The sequence below is a fragment of the Hymenobacter sp. B81 genome (genome assembly GCF_044628455.1).
In the GTDB taxonomy this organism is placed as follows: Bacteria; Bacteroidota; Bacteroidia; order Cytophagales; family Hymenobacteraceae; genus Solirubrum.
In genome coordinates this window covers 763,617-778,658 of the sequence record NZ_JBIYZW010000001.1, presented here as the reverse complement: position 1 = coordinate 778,658, position 15,042 = coordinate 763,617, and the positions used below count along the sequence as shown (strand labels likewise).

At 64.0% G+C, this 15,042-nt stretch carries 16 protein-coding genes; 6 read left to right on the top strand and 10 right to left on the bottom strand.

Annotation, left to right across the window (positions count from 1 at the left end):
* Positions 1 to 18 precede the first annotated feature (18 nt).
* Positions 19 to 540: a GNAT family N-acetyltransferase gene (locus tag ACE191_RS03460; protein ID WP_400190787.1), complete on the bottom strand. Its 522-nt coding sequence runs from the start codon at positions 538 to 540 to the stop codon at positions 19 to 21.
* 99 nt (positions 541 to 639) lie between these two features.
* Between ACE191_RS03460 and ACE191_RS03455 the strand changes: the two genes are divergently transcribed.
* On the top strand, positions 640 to 1,095 hold the full coding sequence (locus ACE191_RS03455) for a nuclear transport factor 2 family protein (RefSeq protein ID WP_400190786.1): 456 nt from the start codon (positions 640 to 642) through the stop codon (positions 1,093 to 1,095).
* Positions 1,096 to 1,106: 11 nt separating this feature from the next.
* Here ACE191_RS03455 and ACE191_RS03450 read toward each other — a convergent pair whose 3' ends face one another.
* The 7 genes from ACE191_RS03450 to ACE191_RS03420 all read right to left on the bottom strand — a co-directional run bounded on the left by ACE191_RS03450 (position 1,107) and on the right by ACE191_RS03420 (position 7,266).
* A complete protein-coding gene (locus tag ACE191_RS03450; RefSeq protein WP_400192293.1) occupies positions 1,107 to 1,379 on the bottom strand; it encodes a DUF6984 family protein in 273 nt (90 codons plus the stop codon).
* Between the two features lie 64 nt (positions 1,380 to 1,443).
* Positions 1,444 to 2,109, bottom strand: coding sequence for an HAD family hydrolase (locus ACE191_RS03445; protein ID WP_400190785.1), 666 nt, complete (start codon positions 2,107 to 2,109; stop codon positions 1,444 to 1,446).
* A gap of 82 nt (positions 2,110 to 2,191) precedes the next feature.
* Entirely contained in the window at positions 2,192 to 2,605 is a 414-nt protein-coding gene (locus ACE191_RS03440; RefSeq protein ID WP_400190784.1) for a contact-dependent growth inhibition system immunity protein, read from the bottom strand.
* A gap of 52 nt (positions 2,606 to 2,657) precedes the next feature.
* Complete coding sequence (gene ispG / locus ACE191_RS03435; protein WP_400190783.1) at positions 2,658 to 4,739, bottom strand: (E)-4-hydroxy-3-methylbut-2-enyl-diphosphate synthase; 2,082 nt, start codon at positions 4,737 to 4,739, stop codon at positions 2,658 to 2,660.
* Between the two features lie 116 nt (positions 4,740 to 4,855).
* Positions 4,856 to 6,028, bottom strand: a complete 1,173-nt coding sequence (gene chrA, locus ACE191_RS03430) for a chromate efflux transporter (RefSeq protein ID WP_400190782.1) — start codon at positions 6,026 to 6,028, stop codon at positions 4,856 to 4,858.
* Positions 6,029 to 6,182: 154 nt separating this feature from the next.
* Positions 6,183 to 6,479 carry a hypothetical protein gene (locus ACE191_RS03425; protein ID WP_400190781.1) on the bottom strand — a complete coding sequence of 99 codons (297 nt, stop codon included), beginning with the start codon at positions 6,477 to 6,479 and terminating at the stop codon, positions 6,183 to 6,185.
* 103 nt (positions 6,480 to 6,582) lie between these two features.
* The gene (locus tag ACE191_RS03420) at positions 6,583 to 7,266 is read right to left on the bottom strand and encodes a MarR family winged helix-turn-helix transcriptional regulator (RefSeq protein WP_400190780.1); all 684 of its coding nucleotides are present in this window, start codon (positions 7,264 to 7,266) and stop codon (positions 6,583 to 6,585) included.
* Between the two features lie 113 nt (positions 7,267 to 7,379).
* Here ACE191_RS03420 and ACE191_RS03415 point away from each other — a divergent pair, with 113 nt between their 5' ends.
* Positions 7,380 to 9,833 carry a carboxypeptidase-like regulatory domain-containing protein gene (locus tag ACE191_RS03415; protein WP_400190779.1) on the top strand — a complete coding sequence of 818 codons (2,454 nt, stop codon included), beginning with the start codon at positions 7,380 to 7,382 and terminating at the stop codon, positions 9,831 to 9,833.
* 82 nt (positions 9,834 to 9,915) lie between these two features.
* Here the strand turns inward: ACE191_RS03415 and ACE191_RS03410 are convergent, their stop codons facing one another.
* Both ACE191_RS03410 and ACE191_RS03405 read right to left on the bottom strand, forming a co-directional pair.
* Positions 9,916 to 10,347: a hypothetical protein gene (locus ACE191_RS03410; RefSeq protein WP_400190778.1), complete on the bottom strand. Its 432-nt coding sequence runs from the start codon at positions 10,345 to 10,347 to the stop codon at positions 9,916 to 9,918.
* Between the two features lie 49 nt (positions 10,348 to 10,396).
* Positions 10,397 to 11,365: an NAD(P)H-quinone oxidoreductase gene (locus tag ACE191_RS03405; protein ID WP_400190777.1), complete on the bottom strand. Its 969-nt coding sequence runs from the start codon at positions 11,363 to 11,365 to the stop codon at positions 10,397 to 10,399.
* A 211-nt stretch (positions 11,366 to 11,576) separates the two neighbouring features.
* On the opposite strand from ACE191_RS03405, the gene ACE191_RS03400 reads away from it, so the two are divergent.
* The 4 genes from ACE191_RS03400 (at position 11,577) to ACE191_RS03385 (ending at position 15,017) form a co-directional block, all read left to right on the top strand.
* Positions 11,577 to 12,953, top strand: coding sequence for a peptidoglycan DD-metalloendopeptidase family protein (locus ACE191_RS03400; protein ID WP_400190776.1), 1,377 nt, complete (start codon positions 11,577 to 11,579; stop codon positions 12,951 to 12,953).
* Positions 12,954 to 13,088: 135 nt separating this feature from the next.
* A complete protein-coding gene (locus ACE191_RS03395) occupies positions 13,089 to 13,601 on the top strand; it encodes a hypothetical protein (protein WP_400190775.1) in 513 nt (170 codons plus the stop codon).
* Positions 13,602 to 13,641: 40 nt separating this feature from the next.
* Positions 13,642 to 14,142 carry a glycine-rich domain-containing protein gene (locus tag ACE191_RS03390; RefSeq protein WP_400190774.1) on the top strand — a complete coding sequence of 167 codons (501 nt, stop codon included), beginning with the start codon at positions 13,642 to 13,644 and terminating at the stop codon, positions 14,140 to 14,142.
* Entirely contained in the window at positions 14,142 to 15,017 is an 876-nt protein-coding gene (locus ACE191_RS03385; RefSeq protein ID WP_400190773.1) for a hypothetical protein, read from the top strand. Before ACE191_RS03390 ends, ACE191_RS03385 begins: the two co-directional genes overlap by 1 nt.
* Positions 15,018 to 15,042: the final 25 nt, after the last annotated feature.

The following is a 15,042-nucleotide window of genomic DNA, read 5'->3' as shown; positions in this document are numbered from 1 at the left end:
GCGGCCGCCGGCCCGCCGCTAGGCGGCCACAAACTCGGCCGGGTAGCGCACCGTACCCGCGGCACCGGTCAGCGCCCCGGGCGCCAGCTCCAGCGCCATAAAAGCCTCCGCCGGCACCGCAAATGGTGCTTCGATGCCCCAGCGGCCGGCCGGCTCGAATCCGAAGCGCGGGTAATACCCGGGGTGCCCCAGCACAATAACCGAGCAGTAACCCAATTGGCGGGCGGCTGCCAACCCGGCCTCAATCAGGCGGCCACCCACGCCGCGCCGCTGAAACGCGGGCCGCACGGCCACGGGCGCCAGCGCCAGGCTGGCGGTTGTCGCGGCAGCGCCTTCGATGACGATGGGCGTGAACAGCACGTGGCCCACCACCGGGCCCGCGAGCGTGGTCACCAGGGAAAGCGCCGGCTCGAAACCACTCCGGCGGCGCAGCGCGCTGACCAGCCGGGCTTCCTGCGAACCGGGGAAAGCCTGGCGCAGCACCTGGTCCACGGCGGAGAAGTCGGCGGCGGTTTCGGGGCGAATCAGTAGCTCGGGCACGACGGGGAAGTTGGGCAGCAAACATAGCACTGACTCTGCAACCGTGGCCCGCCGGCGCGTGACTTTGCCCGGGCCGTTAACCCGGGCCTGCCTTGCTGCATGAAACGCCTGCTCCTCCCCTGCCTGCTGCTCGCCGCGCCGGCCGCCTTCGCCCAAACCAGCTCCGCCGAGGCGGAAGCCGTGAAACAGACCATCAACCGCTTTTTCGAGGGCATGCGCCGCACCGACAGCGCCCTGGTGCGCAGCACGCTGGCACCCAAAGCTATTCTGCAAACCATCAGCACCCGCGGCGGTCAGGTGCAGGTGCAGTCCGAAAACATCGGCGCGTTTCTCAAGGCCATCGGCACCCCGCACCCGGGCGTGTACGACGAGCGCATCCGCTTCGAGCAGGTGCTGGTGGACGCCCAGCTGGCTAGCGCCTGGACGCCCTACCAGTTTTTCGTCGACAACAAGTTCAGCCACTGCGGCTACAACTCGTTTCAGCTGGTGAAGCTCAACCAAGGCTGGCGCATTGCCTACATCATCGACACGCGCCGCAAGGACCAGTGCCAGTAGGCGCCCTGGCCTTAAAAAAGCGGGATGCGCCGCAGCGGCGAGTAATCTACCTTCCAACTGTCCAGCTCGTATAGTTCGCCTTCCCGATCCAGGTACAAGCTGGCCAGCACCGGCACGCCATCCGCGTCGGCATACTGCGTTTCGGCCAGCACCCTGCCAAATCTGCGCTCCGTTTTGGGGCTGACAAACTGGAAGCTGCCCATGCCGCCGTCGTCCAGGTCTACCACCTCGGCAGTGGGCAGCTGCGCCAAAAAACGCTCGGTTCCGTCGCGCCCGCGCAGCATGTACAGGAGTAGGCCGAGTTCGGGCAAAGTCAGCGGGCGGGCATGGCAGTTAGGAGCCTCTTTCTTACTCCGCCGCCCCCAGCGCCAGCACGGCCACCGCGCTGAGCTGGCCCAAATGCGCCACTACCTGGTCGGCGTGGTGCAGGTCCTGCCCCTCGGAATGCTCGCTGCGGTAGCCGATGCAGTACATGCCGGCCGCCTTGGCCGCCGTCACGCCGTTGGCCGAGTCTTCGATGACCAGGCAGTGCCGCGGAGCCACGCCGGCCAGCCGAGCCGCGTGCAGGAAGATGGCCGGGTCGGGCTTGGAGCGCGGGAAATCCTCGCCGCTGACCAGGTTCTGGAAGTACGGGTACAGTTCGAAGCGCCGGAACACGCGGGCAATGGTTTCCTTGGAAGCCGACGAGGCCAGCTGCAGCGGCACGCCCGCGCGGTACAGGTCGAGCACCAGTTCCCGGGCGCCGGGCAGCAAGTCCAGCGTGGTGTCCTGCTCGAACGAAGTCCCGAACAGCTCCCGCTTGCGCTGAATCAGGGTTTCCACATCGGCCGTTAGGCCGAACTCGCGCTTGAGCTGCTGGTACACGTTGCGCGTGGAGGAGCCCAGGAAGGTGGCGTATTCCTCGGCCGTCATCGGAATGCCCAGCTCGGCGAAGTGGCGGAAAAAGGCATCGTGGTGTAGCGGCTCGGTGTCGACAAGCACGCCGTCCATGTCGAAGATGACGGTTTGAATCATGCGGGGAGCTTTGGAATAGAAGGCTCGGTAAAGGTAGACGACTACGATACCCTAGGCCATAAATGAGTCAGCGCAGCTAGACTCATTTGTTCTCAAAGTCATCAATGGTTCGCAAAATCCCTTGCTTGACGGACCCCTCTTCTAATGATTCAACTTCGTCGTGTTTTGACCTAAGCAATTGCTTCATCAGGTCTTTCGCAGTAGGATTATCTACCCAATACTCATTCGCTCTCAATACACTTATCAACAAGTCGCCCTCATGCAAATCCCCTTCGGCTAAAACCGAATCTTGAAGCAGATTAATAGCCAAGGGCATAATGAACGGCAACCCAATTGCTTGCCCAATGAGCATCCGAAGTTGCTCAACTGTCAAGTCTCCAATTGGAATCCGACGATAGGCTGTGCATTTACGAACCAATTCCGTCGTTTCACCGTCAACCCAATCCTTGTTCTCCAGCTCTGCGATGCTCTTTGCCAAGCCAAGGTCTTTCCTCATACAACTATATTAAGTATATAGAAAAAGGGCTGCTGCTAGCCCCTTCCCACGATTACACCCCCACCGGCTCCTCCAGCTTCACCGGTTCCACCCAACGCCCATCTTCGCGGATGAGGTTGATGAGCTCGTCCACGGCGGCTTCTTCGGGCACCGACTTCTTGATGACTTCCTGACCGCGGTAGAGGGCAATTTTGCCCCGGCCCACGCCCACGTAGCCATAGTCGGCATCGGCCATTTCGCCGGGGCCGTTCACGATGCAGCCCATGATGCCGATTTTGACCCCCTTCAGGTGGTCGGTGCGGCGGCGGATCATGGCGGTGGTTTCGGGCAGGTCGAACAGGGTGCGGCCGCAACTCGGGCAGCTGATGTACTCCGTCTTGCTCATGCGCGTGCGCGCCGCCTGCAGGATGCCGAAGCCGAGCTGGTTGAGCGCGTCGAGGCGCTGGAGCCAGGTGGCCTGGTCGGTGTCGGGCAGCTTTTCGGTGCTGAGCACCACGCCGTCGCCGAGGCCGTCGAGCAGCAGGCCGCCCACGTCGGTAGCGGCGTAGAGCTGGGTTTGCTCGGGCGCCTGCTCGGGGTACTGGCGGTTGATGAGGACGGGATTGGTTACGCCCGCGTGCAGCAGCCGGAAAAAGGCCCGGCGGATTTCGGGCATGGCGTGGGCGTTGTCGGTGTAGAAAATGACCACCACCGTTTTATCCCGGCGCAGCTGCTCCAGAGTCTCGGGCGTGAGCGAGGCCAGGTTGTGGAACACGAAGTTGGCCTCGGCGTGTAGCTGGGGCGCTTCGGCGTACTCGTCGGGCGTCAGCACCGGGAAGTGGTCGGCGCGGCGGCCGCCGTCGAGCCAGGCGTTGTAGTCGACCAGCTCCTTGAGGCCGTTGGGCAGCATGAAGGGGGCCGGGCGCTGGCCGGTGTAAATAAAGTCGGCCCCGAGGTCGTTCATCTGAAACTTGTCGAGGAAGGCCGAGTACAGGTGGCCCACGCAGCGCAGGTCGGCGTACTCCAGCTGCGGCAGGCGTGACATATCGGCCAGCACCCGCGGCACGTTCGTCCCGCCGATGTTCAGCACCTCGTGCGTAGCGCGACGGTGGTACTGATACGGGTCGATGGGAATCAGAGAGCTGTCAGTTGTCAGTTGCGGGTTGTCAGGGCTGTTCTTTGCCCGGGCATCCCTGACAACTGACAACTGATTACTGTCAACTGCCAACGGCATAATCGGCTGGGCCTCGGCGGTGCGGTTGGTGTAGCGGTCGATGAGCATGCGGGCCACGGGGGCTTCGGCTTCGGGCGGCTCGGTGAGCGACACGCGCACGGTGTCGCCCAGGCCGTCTTCCAGCAGGGTGCCGATGCCCACGGCCGACTTGATGCGGCCGTCTTCGGCTTCGCCGGCCTCGGTCACGCCCAGGTGCAGCGGGTAGGGCTGCAGCCCCTCGGCTTCGAGCTTCTGCACCAGCAGGCGGTAGGCCTGCACCATCACCTGGGTGTTCGAGGCCTTCATCGAGAGGACCACGTTGTAGTAGTTCTCGTCTTCGCAGATGCGCAGAAACTCCAGGGCCGATTCCACCATGCCCAGCGGGGTGTCGCCGTAGCGCGACAGAATGCGGTCGGACAACGAGCCGTGGTTGGTGCCGATGCGCATGGCCGTGCCATACTGCTTGCATATCTGCACCAGGGGCCGGAACCGCTCCCGGATGCGCTCAATCTCGCCCTGGTACTCGGCGTCGGTGTACTCGATGGTCTGGAACTTCTTCTTGTCGACGTAGTTGCCGGGGTTCACGCGCACTTTCTCCACGATGCGGGCGGCCAGCTCGGCGGCGTTGGGCGTGAAGTGGATGTCGGCAATGAGGGGCACCGAGCAGCCGCGGCGGCGCAGCTCCTTTTTGATTTCCTGCAGGTTCTGGGCCTCCTTCATGCTGGGGGCCGTGATGCGCACGTACTCGCAGCCGGCTTCCACCATGCGCAGCGTCTCCTCCACCGAACCCAGGGTGTCCATGGTGTCGACGGTGGTCATGCTCTGCACCCGGATGGGGTACTGGCCGCCCAGCGGCAGGTCGCCGATGTTGACCACGCGGGCCTCGCGGCGCTTGTACTCGGTGAGGCTGGGGCAGTAAATCTTGGAAGCGGAAGGGCTCATGCAGCGGAAACGATAGACGGTAGCAAAACCGCCCGGTAGGCGGCAAAGTTGCTCGGCGGCAAAGGTACGAAGCCAATGGAAGCCGCCCGGCACCGGAAATCAGCCGGGCGGGCCAGTCAGAGCAGGCCGGTTTGCTGCAGTCCGTAGCCCAGCGCGGCCCCGCCCAGCACCAGCCAGGCCGAGTTTACGCGGTAGCGCAACAGCAGCCAGCCGCTGACCAAAGCCAGGGCCACCGTGGCCAGGTCCAGCAGGGCGGTGCGGGCCAGCGTGAGCGAGACGGCGGCCATCAGCGCCCAGGAGGCTGCGTTCAACCCATCGAGGAAGGCCCCGGCCAGCGGCGACTCGCGCAGCTGCGCCACCAGCCTGATGCTCAGCCCCACAAAGACAAAGGCGGGCAGGAAAATACCCACCGTGGCCACCAGCGCGCCGGGCCAGCCCAGCAGCAGGTAGCCCACGAACGTAGCGGTGGTAAACACCGGCCCCGGCGTCACCTGCCCCACCACCACGGCGTCGAGCAGCTGGCCCGGGGTGAGCCAGTGGAAGCGCTGCACCAGATCGGCGTCGAGAAAGGCCAGCAGCACGTAGCCGCTGCCGTAGAGCACCGAGCCGATTTTGACGAAGGCCAGCCCCAGCGGCAGCAGGCCCAGCGGACGGGCACCGCCGGCCGCGCCAACTTCGCCCGGCCCCAGGCCCAGCAAGGCCGGCAACAAGGCCAGGGCCGCCACCGCGCCCACCAGCTTCAGCAGGGCGGGCGGCACTTGTTTGTGCGCCAGCGTCGGCCAGCGCACCGCTCCCATGGCCACGCCGGCCCCGAACAGCAGCAGCAGCTCGTTGACTCCCAGCAAACCCAGCAGCAGCGCTACCCCGGCCACAATCCGCAGGGGCCCGCTTTGCAGCGCCGACTGGCCCAGGCTCCAGAGCGCCTGCGCCACCACGGCCACGATAACCGGCTTCACGCCGTAGAGCACGCCGCTCAGGGCCGGCAAGGAGCCAAAGCGCAGGTAGGCCCAGGCAAAGCCCATGACCAGCAGCATGGCCGGCAAAATAAAGCAGACGCCGGCTACCAGCAGTCCGGCCCAGCCGCGGCGCGCATAGCCGATGTGAATAGCCAGTTCGGTGGAATTCGGGCCCGGAATCAGGTTGGCAGCACTGAGCAAATCCAGAAACTGCTGCTGGGTGAGCCAGCCCCGGCGGCGCACCACTTCCTCTTCCATCAGGGCAATGTGCGCGGCCGGTCCGCCGAAGGCCGTGCCGCCCAGGCGCAGAAACAGGCCAGCCAGCTCAGCCAAAGAAGTAGATGAAGGGTTGGGCATAGGCGGTAGCCAAAACGCCCGGCGGGCGGCAAGGTTGATGGCCGGCCAAGGTACGGAGGCAGTCGAGTTGCTCGGAGGTCTTTCTCATCTGAGTCAAAAAGCAGTCAGGACGGAAAAAACGCAAAGGCCGTCATGCTGAGCTTGCCGAAACATCCCTACCGCCTTTCACCGTCAGGTTCATGCCATCATACAATGGAAACAAGTGGTAGCCGTAGTGCTCCGTAAATACGGCTACCTCTCGCCATTCCGGAGCTTCGATTACAAAAGCGTACCGAAACTCAACTTTTGAATCGTCCTCAAAGGTGATGCTTACCACGCTGTCGAGTGGAAAATCCGAAGCACCGAGCGTTTGATATTTACTGCCTTTATCAAGCAGATATTCGCTCAATTTCACTTGCCAACGTTCGGACAAATCAGTGTGGCGCATTGATTTATGATCTTAAGAAACGCAATAAGGTCAAGCTGATGCCGGCACCGAAGCGGTAGAGATGCTTCGGCAAGCTCAGCATGACCGTTCATAATTAGAATGATTAGTACGCTTGTTCACTTGACTCACCTTCTGCTTTCGGCAGATGCCGCAGCAGCTCTTCGAAGCTCTCGGCGCGCGGGCCGCTGAAAATGGGCTGGTGAAAGGCGTCGAGCTTCTGCAGCAGGTAGAGCAACTGCACCCGCTCGGCGGCGGTCAGGTCGCCGGCTACCAGCTGAGCGGCCTGGCCCATGCGCCCGAACACCTGCCGCAGCACCGCGCCACCGGCTTCGGTGAGGGTGAGCAGCTTGCTGCGGCGGTCGGTGTGGTGGGGCTGCTCGGCAACCAGGCCGCGGGCCAGCAGGCGCTTGATAACCTCGGTGCCGGTGGCTTTTTCGTGGATGTTGCGCGCAATCAGCTCGGTTTTCGACAGCGGCTGGTGGCCCATCACGGTAGCCAGGTAGGCAAAGTCGTCGGGGGTGAGCAGGGGCGTGCCGGCCAGTCCGCGCCGGATGTAGGAGCGGGCGTAGCGCGTCAGGAAGATGAGTAGCTTGCTGATTTCGGCCTCCGGCGGCATGGAGGGCACGTCGGCTGGAGCGGCCGGCCCGCGGGGCGCGGGCGGTGCCCCTACCCGGCCGTACAGCCAGGCGGCAAACGCGGCGAGGTCGGCGGGCGAACCGGCGGCGGCCCGTTGCTGCTCAAAAGCCTCGGCCTGCTCCAGGAGCTGCTTGAGTAAGGCGTAGTCCATGCCCGGCAAAGTAAGGCGGCCAGCGGCAAAACTGGTGTGGAAAAATAGTTGTTTGCTCCCAAAACATCTGAATCGGGCTTTGGTTCGTGTGGTATCAAACTAACCTTCTCGTCATGCGCCAACGCTACCTGCTTCTATTTCTGCTGCTCTTCACGGCCTTGCTGGCCCAGGCCCAGAGCGTGGGCGTGCTCAGTGGCAGCGTACGCGACCGGGCCACGCAGCAGCCGCTGCCGGGCGTAACGGTGGCCCTGGAAGGCAGCAGCCTGGGCACGGCCACCGACGAGCAGGGCCGCTTCCGCCTCACCGATATTCCCACCGGCAGCTACAACGTGCGGGTGAGCTTCGTGGGCTACGAGCCGCTGCTGCGCGCCAACGTGAACATCACCTCCGGCAACGCCAACATCGTGAACCTGGACTTGACGCCCTCGGCCCAGCAGCTGGGCGAGGTGCAGATAACCGGCAACCGTGCCATTCGGGTAGCCTCGGCCGAAACGCCGCTGAGCGTGCAGCGCCTGAACACCGAGGAAATCAAGAGCAACCCCGGCGGCAACTTCGATATTTCGCGGGTGGTGCAGGTACTGCCCGGCGTGGGCGGCGGGGGCACCAGCGGCACGGCCGGTTTCCGCAACGACATCATTATCCGCGGCGGCGCGCCCAACGAAAACGTGTACTACCTCGACGGCATCGAGGTGCCGGTCATCAACCACTTCCAGACCCAGGGCTCGGCTGGCGGCCCCACCGGTCTGCTGAACGTATCCTTTATCGAGGACGTGACGGTAAGCACCTCGGCCTTCGAAGCCCGCTACGACAACACCCTCTCGAGCGTGCTGCAGTTCCGGCAGCGCGACGGCAACCCCGACCGCGTGCAGGGCAACGTGCGCCTGAGCGGCACCGAAGTGGCCGGCACGCTGGAAGGCCCCTTGGCCAAGAACACCACCTTCCTGGCCTCGGTGCGCCGCTCCTATTTGCAGTTGCTCTTCAAAGCCATCGACCTGCCCATCCGCCCCAACTACTGGGACGGGCAGTTTAAAGTCACCACCAAACTCTCGCCCAAAACCACCATTACCGCCCTGGGCCTGGGCGCCATCGACCACTTCGAGGTGGCTGTGCCGCGCGAGTCGTCCTTGGAAAAAGAGTACATCCTGCGCAACACGCCCAGCATCGACCAGTGGAACTACACCCTGGGCGTGTCGTTGCGCCAGCTCATTGAGCGCGGCTACGTGAACGTGGCCCTGAGCCGCACGCAGCTCAACAACCAGATCAACCGCTTCGAGGGCGGCGCCGAGTTCAGCGACGACGAAAGCCGGCGCATCTCGCTTACCCGCTCGGGCGAGTCGGAAAACAAGCTGCGCGTGGACGTGAACCGCTCGGCCGGCAAGTGGCTCTACGCCTACGGCGGCGTGGGCCAGTGGATTACCTACGATTCGCGCTTTTTCAACCGCCTGCGCCGCGAGGTGCTGAACCCCGACGGCTCGGTGCAGCAGCCGGCCGTGGACGTGCGCTTTCAGTCCGATCTGAGCTTTGCCCGCTTCGGTGCCTTCGCCCAGGTCACGCGGCCCTTCCTGCCCAACGACCGCCTGACCGTATCGGCCGGCCTGCGCGCCGACGGCAACTCGTTTACCGAGGACGGCGCCAACCTGCTGCGCACCCTTTCGCCGCGCCTCTCGGCCTCCTACGCCCTAGCTTCGCGCTGGAACCTGAACGCCTCGGTGGGCCGCTACTACAAGATTCTGCCCTCTACCCTGCTCGGTTTCCGCGACAACGCCGGCCAGCTGGTAAACAAAAACACGCGCTACATCGGCAGCACGCACTACGTGGCGGGCCTGGAATACCTGCCCACGGCCAACACCCGCTTCACGGTGGAAGGCTTCCTGAAAAACTACGACTACTACCCCGTGTCGGTGCGCGACGGAATTTCCCTGGCCAACCTCGGCGGCGACTTCGTGGCCCTGGGCAACGAGACCGTGAACAGCTCGGGCAAGGGTCGGGCCTTTGGCGGGGAGTTTTTCTTTCAGCAGAAGCTCACCAACAACTGGTTTGCGGTGGCCTCCTACACCTTGTTCCGCAGCGAGTTTACCGGCACCGACGGCGTGTACAAGCCCTCGGCCTGGGACACCCGCCACCTGGCCTCGGCCCTACTGGGCCGCAAGTTTACCCGCGGCTGGGAAGCCGGCCTGAAGTACCGCTTTGCCGGCGGCGCGCCCTACACCCCCTTCGACCTCACGGCCTCGCAGCAGAACTATTTCACCATCGGCCAGGGCGTGCTGGACTACTCGCGCTTGAACACCCAGCGCCTCGGCTCCTACCAGCAGGTGGATTTCCGCCTCGACAAGAAGTACAACCTGCGCCGCGTGACCATCGACCTGTTCGTGGATTTGCAGAACGTGTTCCTGATCAAGAACCCCGCGGTGCCCACCTACACCTTCCAGCGCACCGCCGACAACGCCGCTTTCCTCACCACCGACGGCCAGCCCCTGCAGCCCAACGGCTCGAACGCCGTGCCCGTCATTCTCGCCGAAGACGACGCCACCGTACTGCCGACGATTGGGTTTATCGTGGAGTTTTAGGCTGGTCGCTTTTCGTTGTTTGTTATTCGTTATTCGGGGTCGACCTATGCCTTAAAAGCAAAAAACGAACAACGTAAAACGCTTAAGACCACAGCCTAATAAACCATAACTCATTTGACCACCGTACAAAATATAAATTTATCTTAGTATAAGGTTCGCCTGGTTCATGACTGCTTATCATTTGAATGTTTAATGATTCATTGTTAATGCATTCAAATGCAAGAGGTATCTGTTCGGTATTTGGAGATGGAGTCACGAAAAGAATATTTCCTTCACGTCTATATTCTTTTATTACTTTATAATTATTAGTTTTTTTGCCAATTACCTGTTCATGGTGATAAATAAGCTCCCGATCTGTTATGTCAAGATACCTATAGGAAGATTGAGGAGGCGTTTGAGTGATTGTTTCTACTATTTCTCCTGAAGCTAGGAAAACGATCTGTTCTGATCGTTGAAATTTCCAATAGCCCACAACTGTAAGAGGCTCTTGCGGCATTTGTGGAGTGATTTGCATGAGGCAAAAAAAATTTAGGGCCAAGAGCCTGATTAAAGCCATAACGAACTTACACCTTCAGCACCAGCTTGCCGATGTGCTGGCTGCTTTCCAGGAGCTCGTGCGCGGCGGCAGCTTGGACCAGGGGGAATTCTTTATGAATGACGGGCTTGAATTGCCGGTCGGTGAGCAGCGGCCACACGTGCTTTTCCACTGCGGCGGCCAACGCGGCCTTGAAATCGGCGGAGCGCGGGCGCAGGGTGCTGCCGGTGATGGTGAGGCGGCGGCGCATCACGTCCAGGGCGTTGAACTCGGCTTTGGCCCCCTTCATGGCGTTGATGAACACCAGGCGGCCGTCGTCGCGCAGCAGGCCGAGGTTTTTGGCGGTGTAGTCGCCGCCCACCATGTCGAGCACTACGTCCACACCCTCGGCCTGCAGCTCCTGGGCGAAGTCCTCGCTGTTGTAGTTGATGCAGCGGGTGGCGCCCAGCTCCTCGCAGGCGCGGCACTTTTCGTCGGAGCCGGCGGTGGCTACCACGAAGCAGCCCAGCGCCCGGGCCAGTTGAATGGCCGTGATGCCGATGCCGCTGCTGCCGCCGTGCACCAGCAGGGTTTCGCCGGGCTGCAGACGGCCGCGCTCAAACACGTTGTGCCACACCGTAAACACGGTTTCGGGCAGCGAAGCCGCCTCCGCCATGCTCCAGCCCTCGGGCACCGGCAGGCAGTGGCGGGCGTCGACCACGGCGCACTCGGCGTAGCCGCCCTGGCTCAGCAAGGCGCACACCTTGTCGCCGGGCTTCCAGCGGCTGACCTCGCTGCCCACCTGCTCGACAACGCCAGCTACCTCCAGGCCCGGCACCAGCCCGGCCACGTCGCCCGCGCCGGCGTACTTGCCCTGGCGCAGCAGCACGTCGGGGCGGTTGACGCCGGCCGCGAACACGCAGATCAGGACTTCGTGGGGAGCGGGCTGGGGCTGGGGCACTTCCTGCGGCTGCAGCACTTCGGGGCCGCCGGGCTGGGTAACGACAATGGCTTTCATAGCGAAGACTGGGATGCGGCGGCAAGTAAGCAGCAATGCCCGAAACCAACCGGCCAACCGGTTTCGGCCGGCGCGCCCCGCTCAGTCAGCCGGGAACCTGGGCAAGTGCCGGCCGGGAATGAAGGCGCCGCAGCCCGGAATAAACAGGCTTTTGACCATAAAATCGCGGGTATTTGCGGTACATTTAATTCTCACTTCACTCATCCTGGTTATGCGCAAGTTTTACCTGCTGCCAGCCCTGCTGGCCTTTTCCTTTGGCGCTGCGCGGGCGCAGGAGCTGGTGCCGGCCGGGGGCGGCGGACACGAGCCGCCCAAGGTAGCCTGCCTCTCGCCCGCGCAGTTCCGCTTCAACGACAGCCTGGTGCTGGCCGGCATTGCCCGGCTGGAGCGGGAAGGCCGGCTGCCCGACCCGGCCCGCCGCCCGGCCGCCGTGCCCCTGGCCTGGCCCCTGCGCCAGGCCCCCGGCTTCGACTACGCCAGCTACTACGGCATCAGCAACTTCGTGGACCGCAACCCCGCCTTCCCCAACCAGACCCTGGACTGGAACTGCGGCAACCGCACCTACGATTTGAGCAACGGCTACAACCACGCGGGCCTGGACATTTACCTGTGGCCCTTCAACTTCAATATGATGGACGCCGGCCAGGTCGACGTCATTGCGGCGGCGCCCGGCGTCATCGTGGCCAAGAGCGACAACAACTTCGACCGCAACTGCGCCATGTCCAACGCCAACTGGAACGCGGTGTACGTGCAGAACACCGACGGCTCGGTGTGCTGGTACGGCCACCTGAAAAGCGGCTCGCTCACCAGCAAGCCGGTGGGCGCCGCGGTGGCCCAGGGCGAGTATCTGGGCAAGGTCGGCAGCTCGGGCAGCTCCACCGGTCCGCACCTGCACTTCGAGCTGCACAACGACCGCAACCAGGTGACCGACCCCTACGCGGGCCCCTGCGGCCCCGGCTCATCGTGGTGGGCCACGCCCAAGTCCTACTACGAGCCGACGCTCAACACGCTGCTGACCCATTCGGCCCCGCCCGTCTTTGCGGCCTGCCCCAACCCGCACGCGCTTAACCTGAAAACGGCCTTCCAGCCCAACGACCTGGTGTACTTCGCGGGCTACTACCACGACCAGCAGGCCGGGCAGGTCACCAGCTTCACCATCTTCCGGCCCGACAACAGCGTGTTTGCCAGCTGGAACCACAGCATGACGCAGGCTTACTTTAGTTCCTCATACTGGTACTGGAGCTTTCTGCTGCCGGCCAACGCCCCCACCGGTACCTGGCGCTTCGCGGCTACCTACCAGGGGCGGAGCGTGACGCGCAACTTCACGGTGGGCACCGTTTCGGCCACCCGGGCGGCGCGGCAGCCGGCGTTTGCGCTCTATCCCAACCCCGCCCGCCAGCAGCTCACGGTGGAAAGCAGTGCCCTGCCCCGCGGCGCTACCATGCTCATTCGCACCGGCCTGGGTCAGCTGGTTGCAACCCATGTGCTCAGCGGCCCGCAAACCACCCTCCCGCTCACCCTCAGACCCGGCCTCTACCTCGTGTCGATTCCCGGCCAGGGTGCGGCCCAGCCGCTGGTAGTGGAATAGTCCGCTTGGCGGTTTCGCCGTCGTCGGCCCGGTTGGCGTATAAATTGCCAACCGGGCCGACGGCTTTTTTACCCCGGGCGAGGTCCGCCAACCTCAGAAACCGCACCTTTGCTGCCGTGGCCGCTTATTTCGTTTATGAACCCTCCCGCCTTTCTTTCGCCGCTGCTGGGCTCGGCCCGCGCCCTGGGGCTGCGCGCCTGGCAAACCGGTCCGTTGTTTCGCCGGGCCTTCGTGTCGGCCGTCGAGTCGGTGCAGGAGGTGCTGCGCGCCGAAGTGCAGAAGGGCAACGCCAAGCTGGTAGCTGATTTCCTGCTCGACAAAGCCGCGCCGGTGGCCAAGGAGCTGCTGCTGAAGCGCATGACGGTGACGCTGCTGGCTCGCCTGGGTTTGCGCGGCGCGCTGGCGTCGAACGTGGTGGGCTGGATTCTGCCCTTTGTGCTCGAGAAGGCCCTGCAGCTGGTGCTGCGCACCGAAACGGCCGCCCGCCTCCAGCAGCACCCCACCGTCACCAACGTGCGCCGCACCCTCGACGAGCTGGGCCGTAAGCTGCGCCGCACCGTGGCCCCCGACTTCGGCTCGGGCGCCGAGCTGCTGGAAAAGGAGACTGCGGAGCTGCCCGCGGCTCCCGTCTCGCCCAGTGCGTCCTAATGCGGCCCAATCCATTTATCAGGTAGTGTCGCTCCACTGCATGCCGCCCGAACACCTGAGTCTGTGGCAGAAAATCGACGCGTTTGAGCTCGACGACCCACAGGCCGACCTGACTTTTACCGACCGGCTGGCCCGCGAAAACGGCTGGTCGCTGGCCTTTAGTCTCCGGGCCGTGGCCGAATACAAGCGTTTCATGCTGCTGGTTTGCCTGGCCGGACACCCGCTCACCCCTTCCGATCAGGTCGACCAGGTCTGGCACCTGCACCTGCTGTACACCCGCAGCTACTGGGACGACTTCTGCCGCGACACCCTGGGCCGACCCGTGCACCACGGCCCCACCCGGGGCGGCGCCCAGCAGCAAGCCCAGTTTACCGACTGGTACGAGCGCACCCGGCAGCTGTATCGGCAGACGTTCGGGCAGGCCCCGCCCCTCGACCTGTGGCCCGATGGCGCCGAGCGCTTCGGCAACGGGCCATTTCAGCTCGTTAACCTCGGCCGCTACTGGCTACTGCCCAAATTCCGCCTGTTCCGACGTTTCTGATGCAGCTGGCTCGTTTCTCCCCCGCCGAAGTGCTCATTTTGCAGCGCACGCACCAGGCGCCCGTGCGCCACATGCTGCGCCTGACCTTCGCTGACCTCATCCTGCGCGGGGTACTGGATCTGGAAAACCGCCCTTTTCAGGCCTCGCCACACGACGCGCCCGCCCCCTGCTACTACGTGCGTCCCGGCGCGGCCGCGCCGGGCTATCAGCCGCGCCCCCACGAGCGGCCCTTGGTGCAGGTGCTGCCCGAGGGCCGACAAATGGTGCTTTTACGGCATTACGTCAAGATGCTGCTGGAAGCGCTGCCCGGCCCGCACCGCTTCCGCGTGCTGGTGACCGAATCTTCGGCTTTGCGAGGCTGTATCCTGCGCAACGGCTGGCACAAGATCCTCCAGCAGTTTACCCTAACCAACGATGGCTACGCCCTGCGTGCCGCCTTGGACCAGGAAACCGCGTTTCTGACGGCCCAGCTGGCCAGCCCCGAATCTGCGGCGGCGCAGTTGCCACAGCTGTTCGGCAACGCGCTGCTGGTTGGCGCGCCTTCTCCCCCAGAGCTGCACCTGTTCGACCAGGAATTGCGGCGGCGGCTGCGGGAGCGGTACGACCGGGGTTACGTCGGGGGCTGGGACGCGGGCGGGAGCGGCCCCGGCGACGCCCACAGCCCCGAGGGGGGCGGTGATTTCGGCGGGGCCGCTCGGGCGGCGGCGGGGCCAGCGGCGACTTTGGCGACGGGGACTCATCCGGGGGCTGCTCGGGGTGCAGCGGCTGCGGCGGCGACTAACCCAGGGTCAGTGGGTGTTGAGCCCGCCCCCAAAATCAAGTTCGACAGCCCAGTAGCTCCCTCCAGGCAAGCCTGGTTGGCCTCTCCGGGTTGAGGCGCCAAAACGCGCCGCTGGGGCA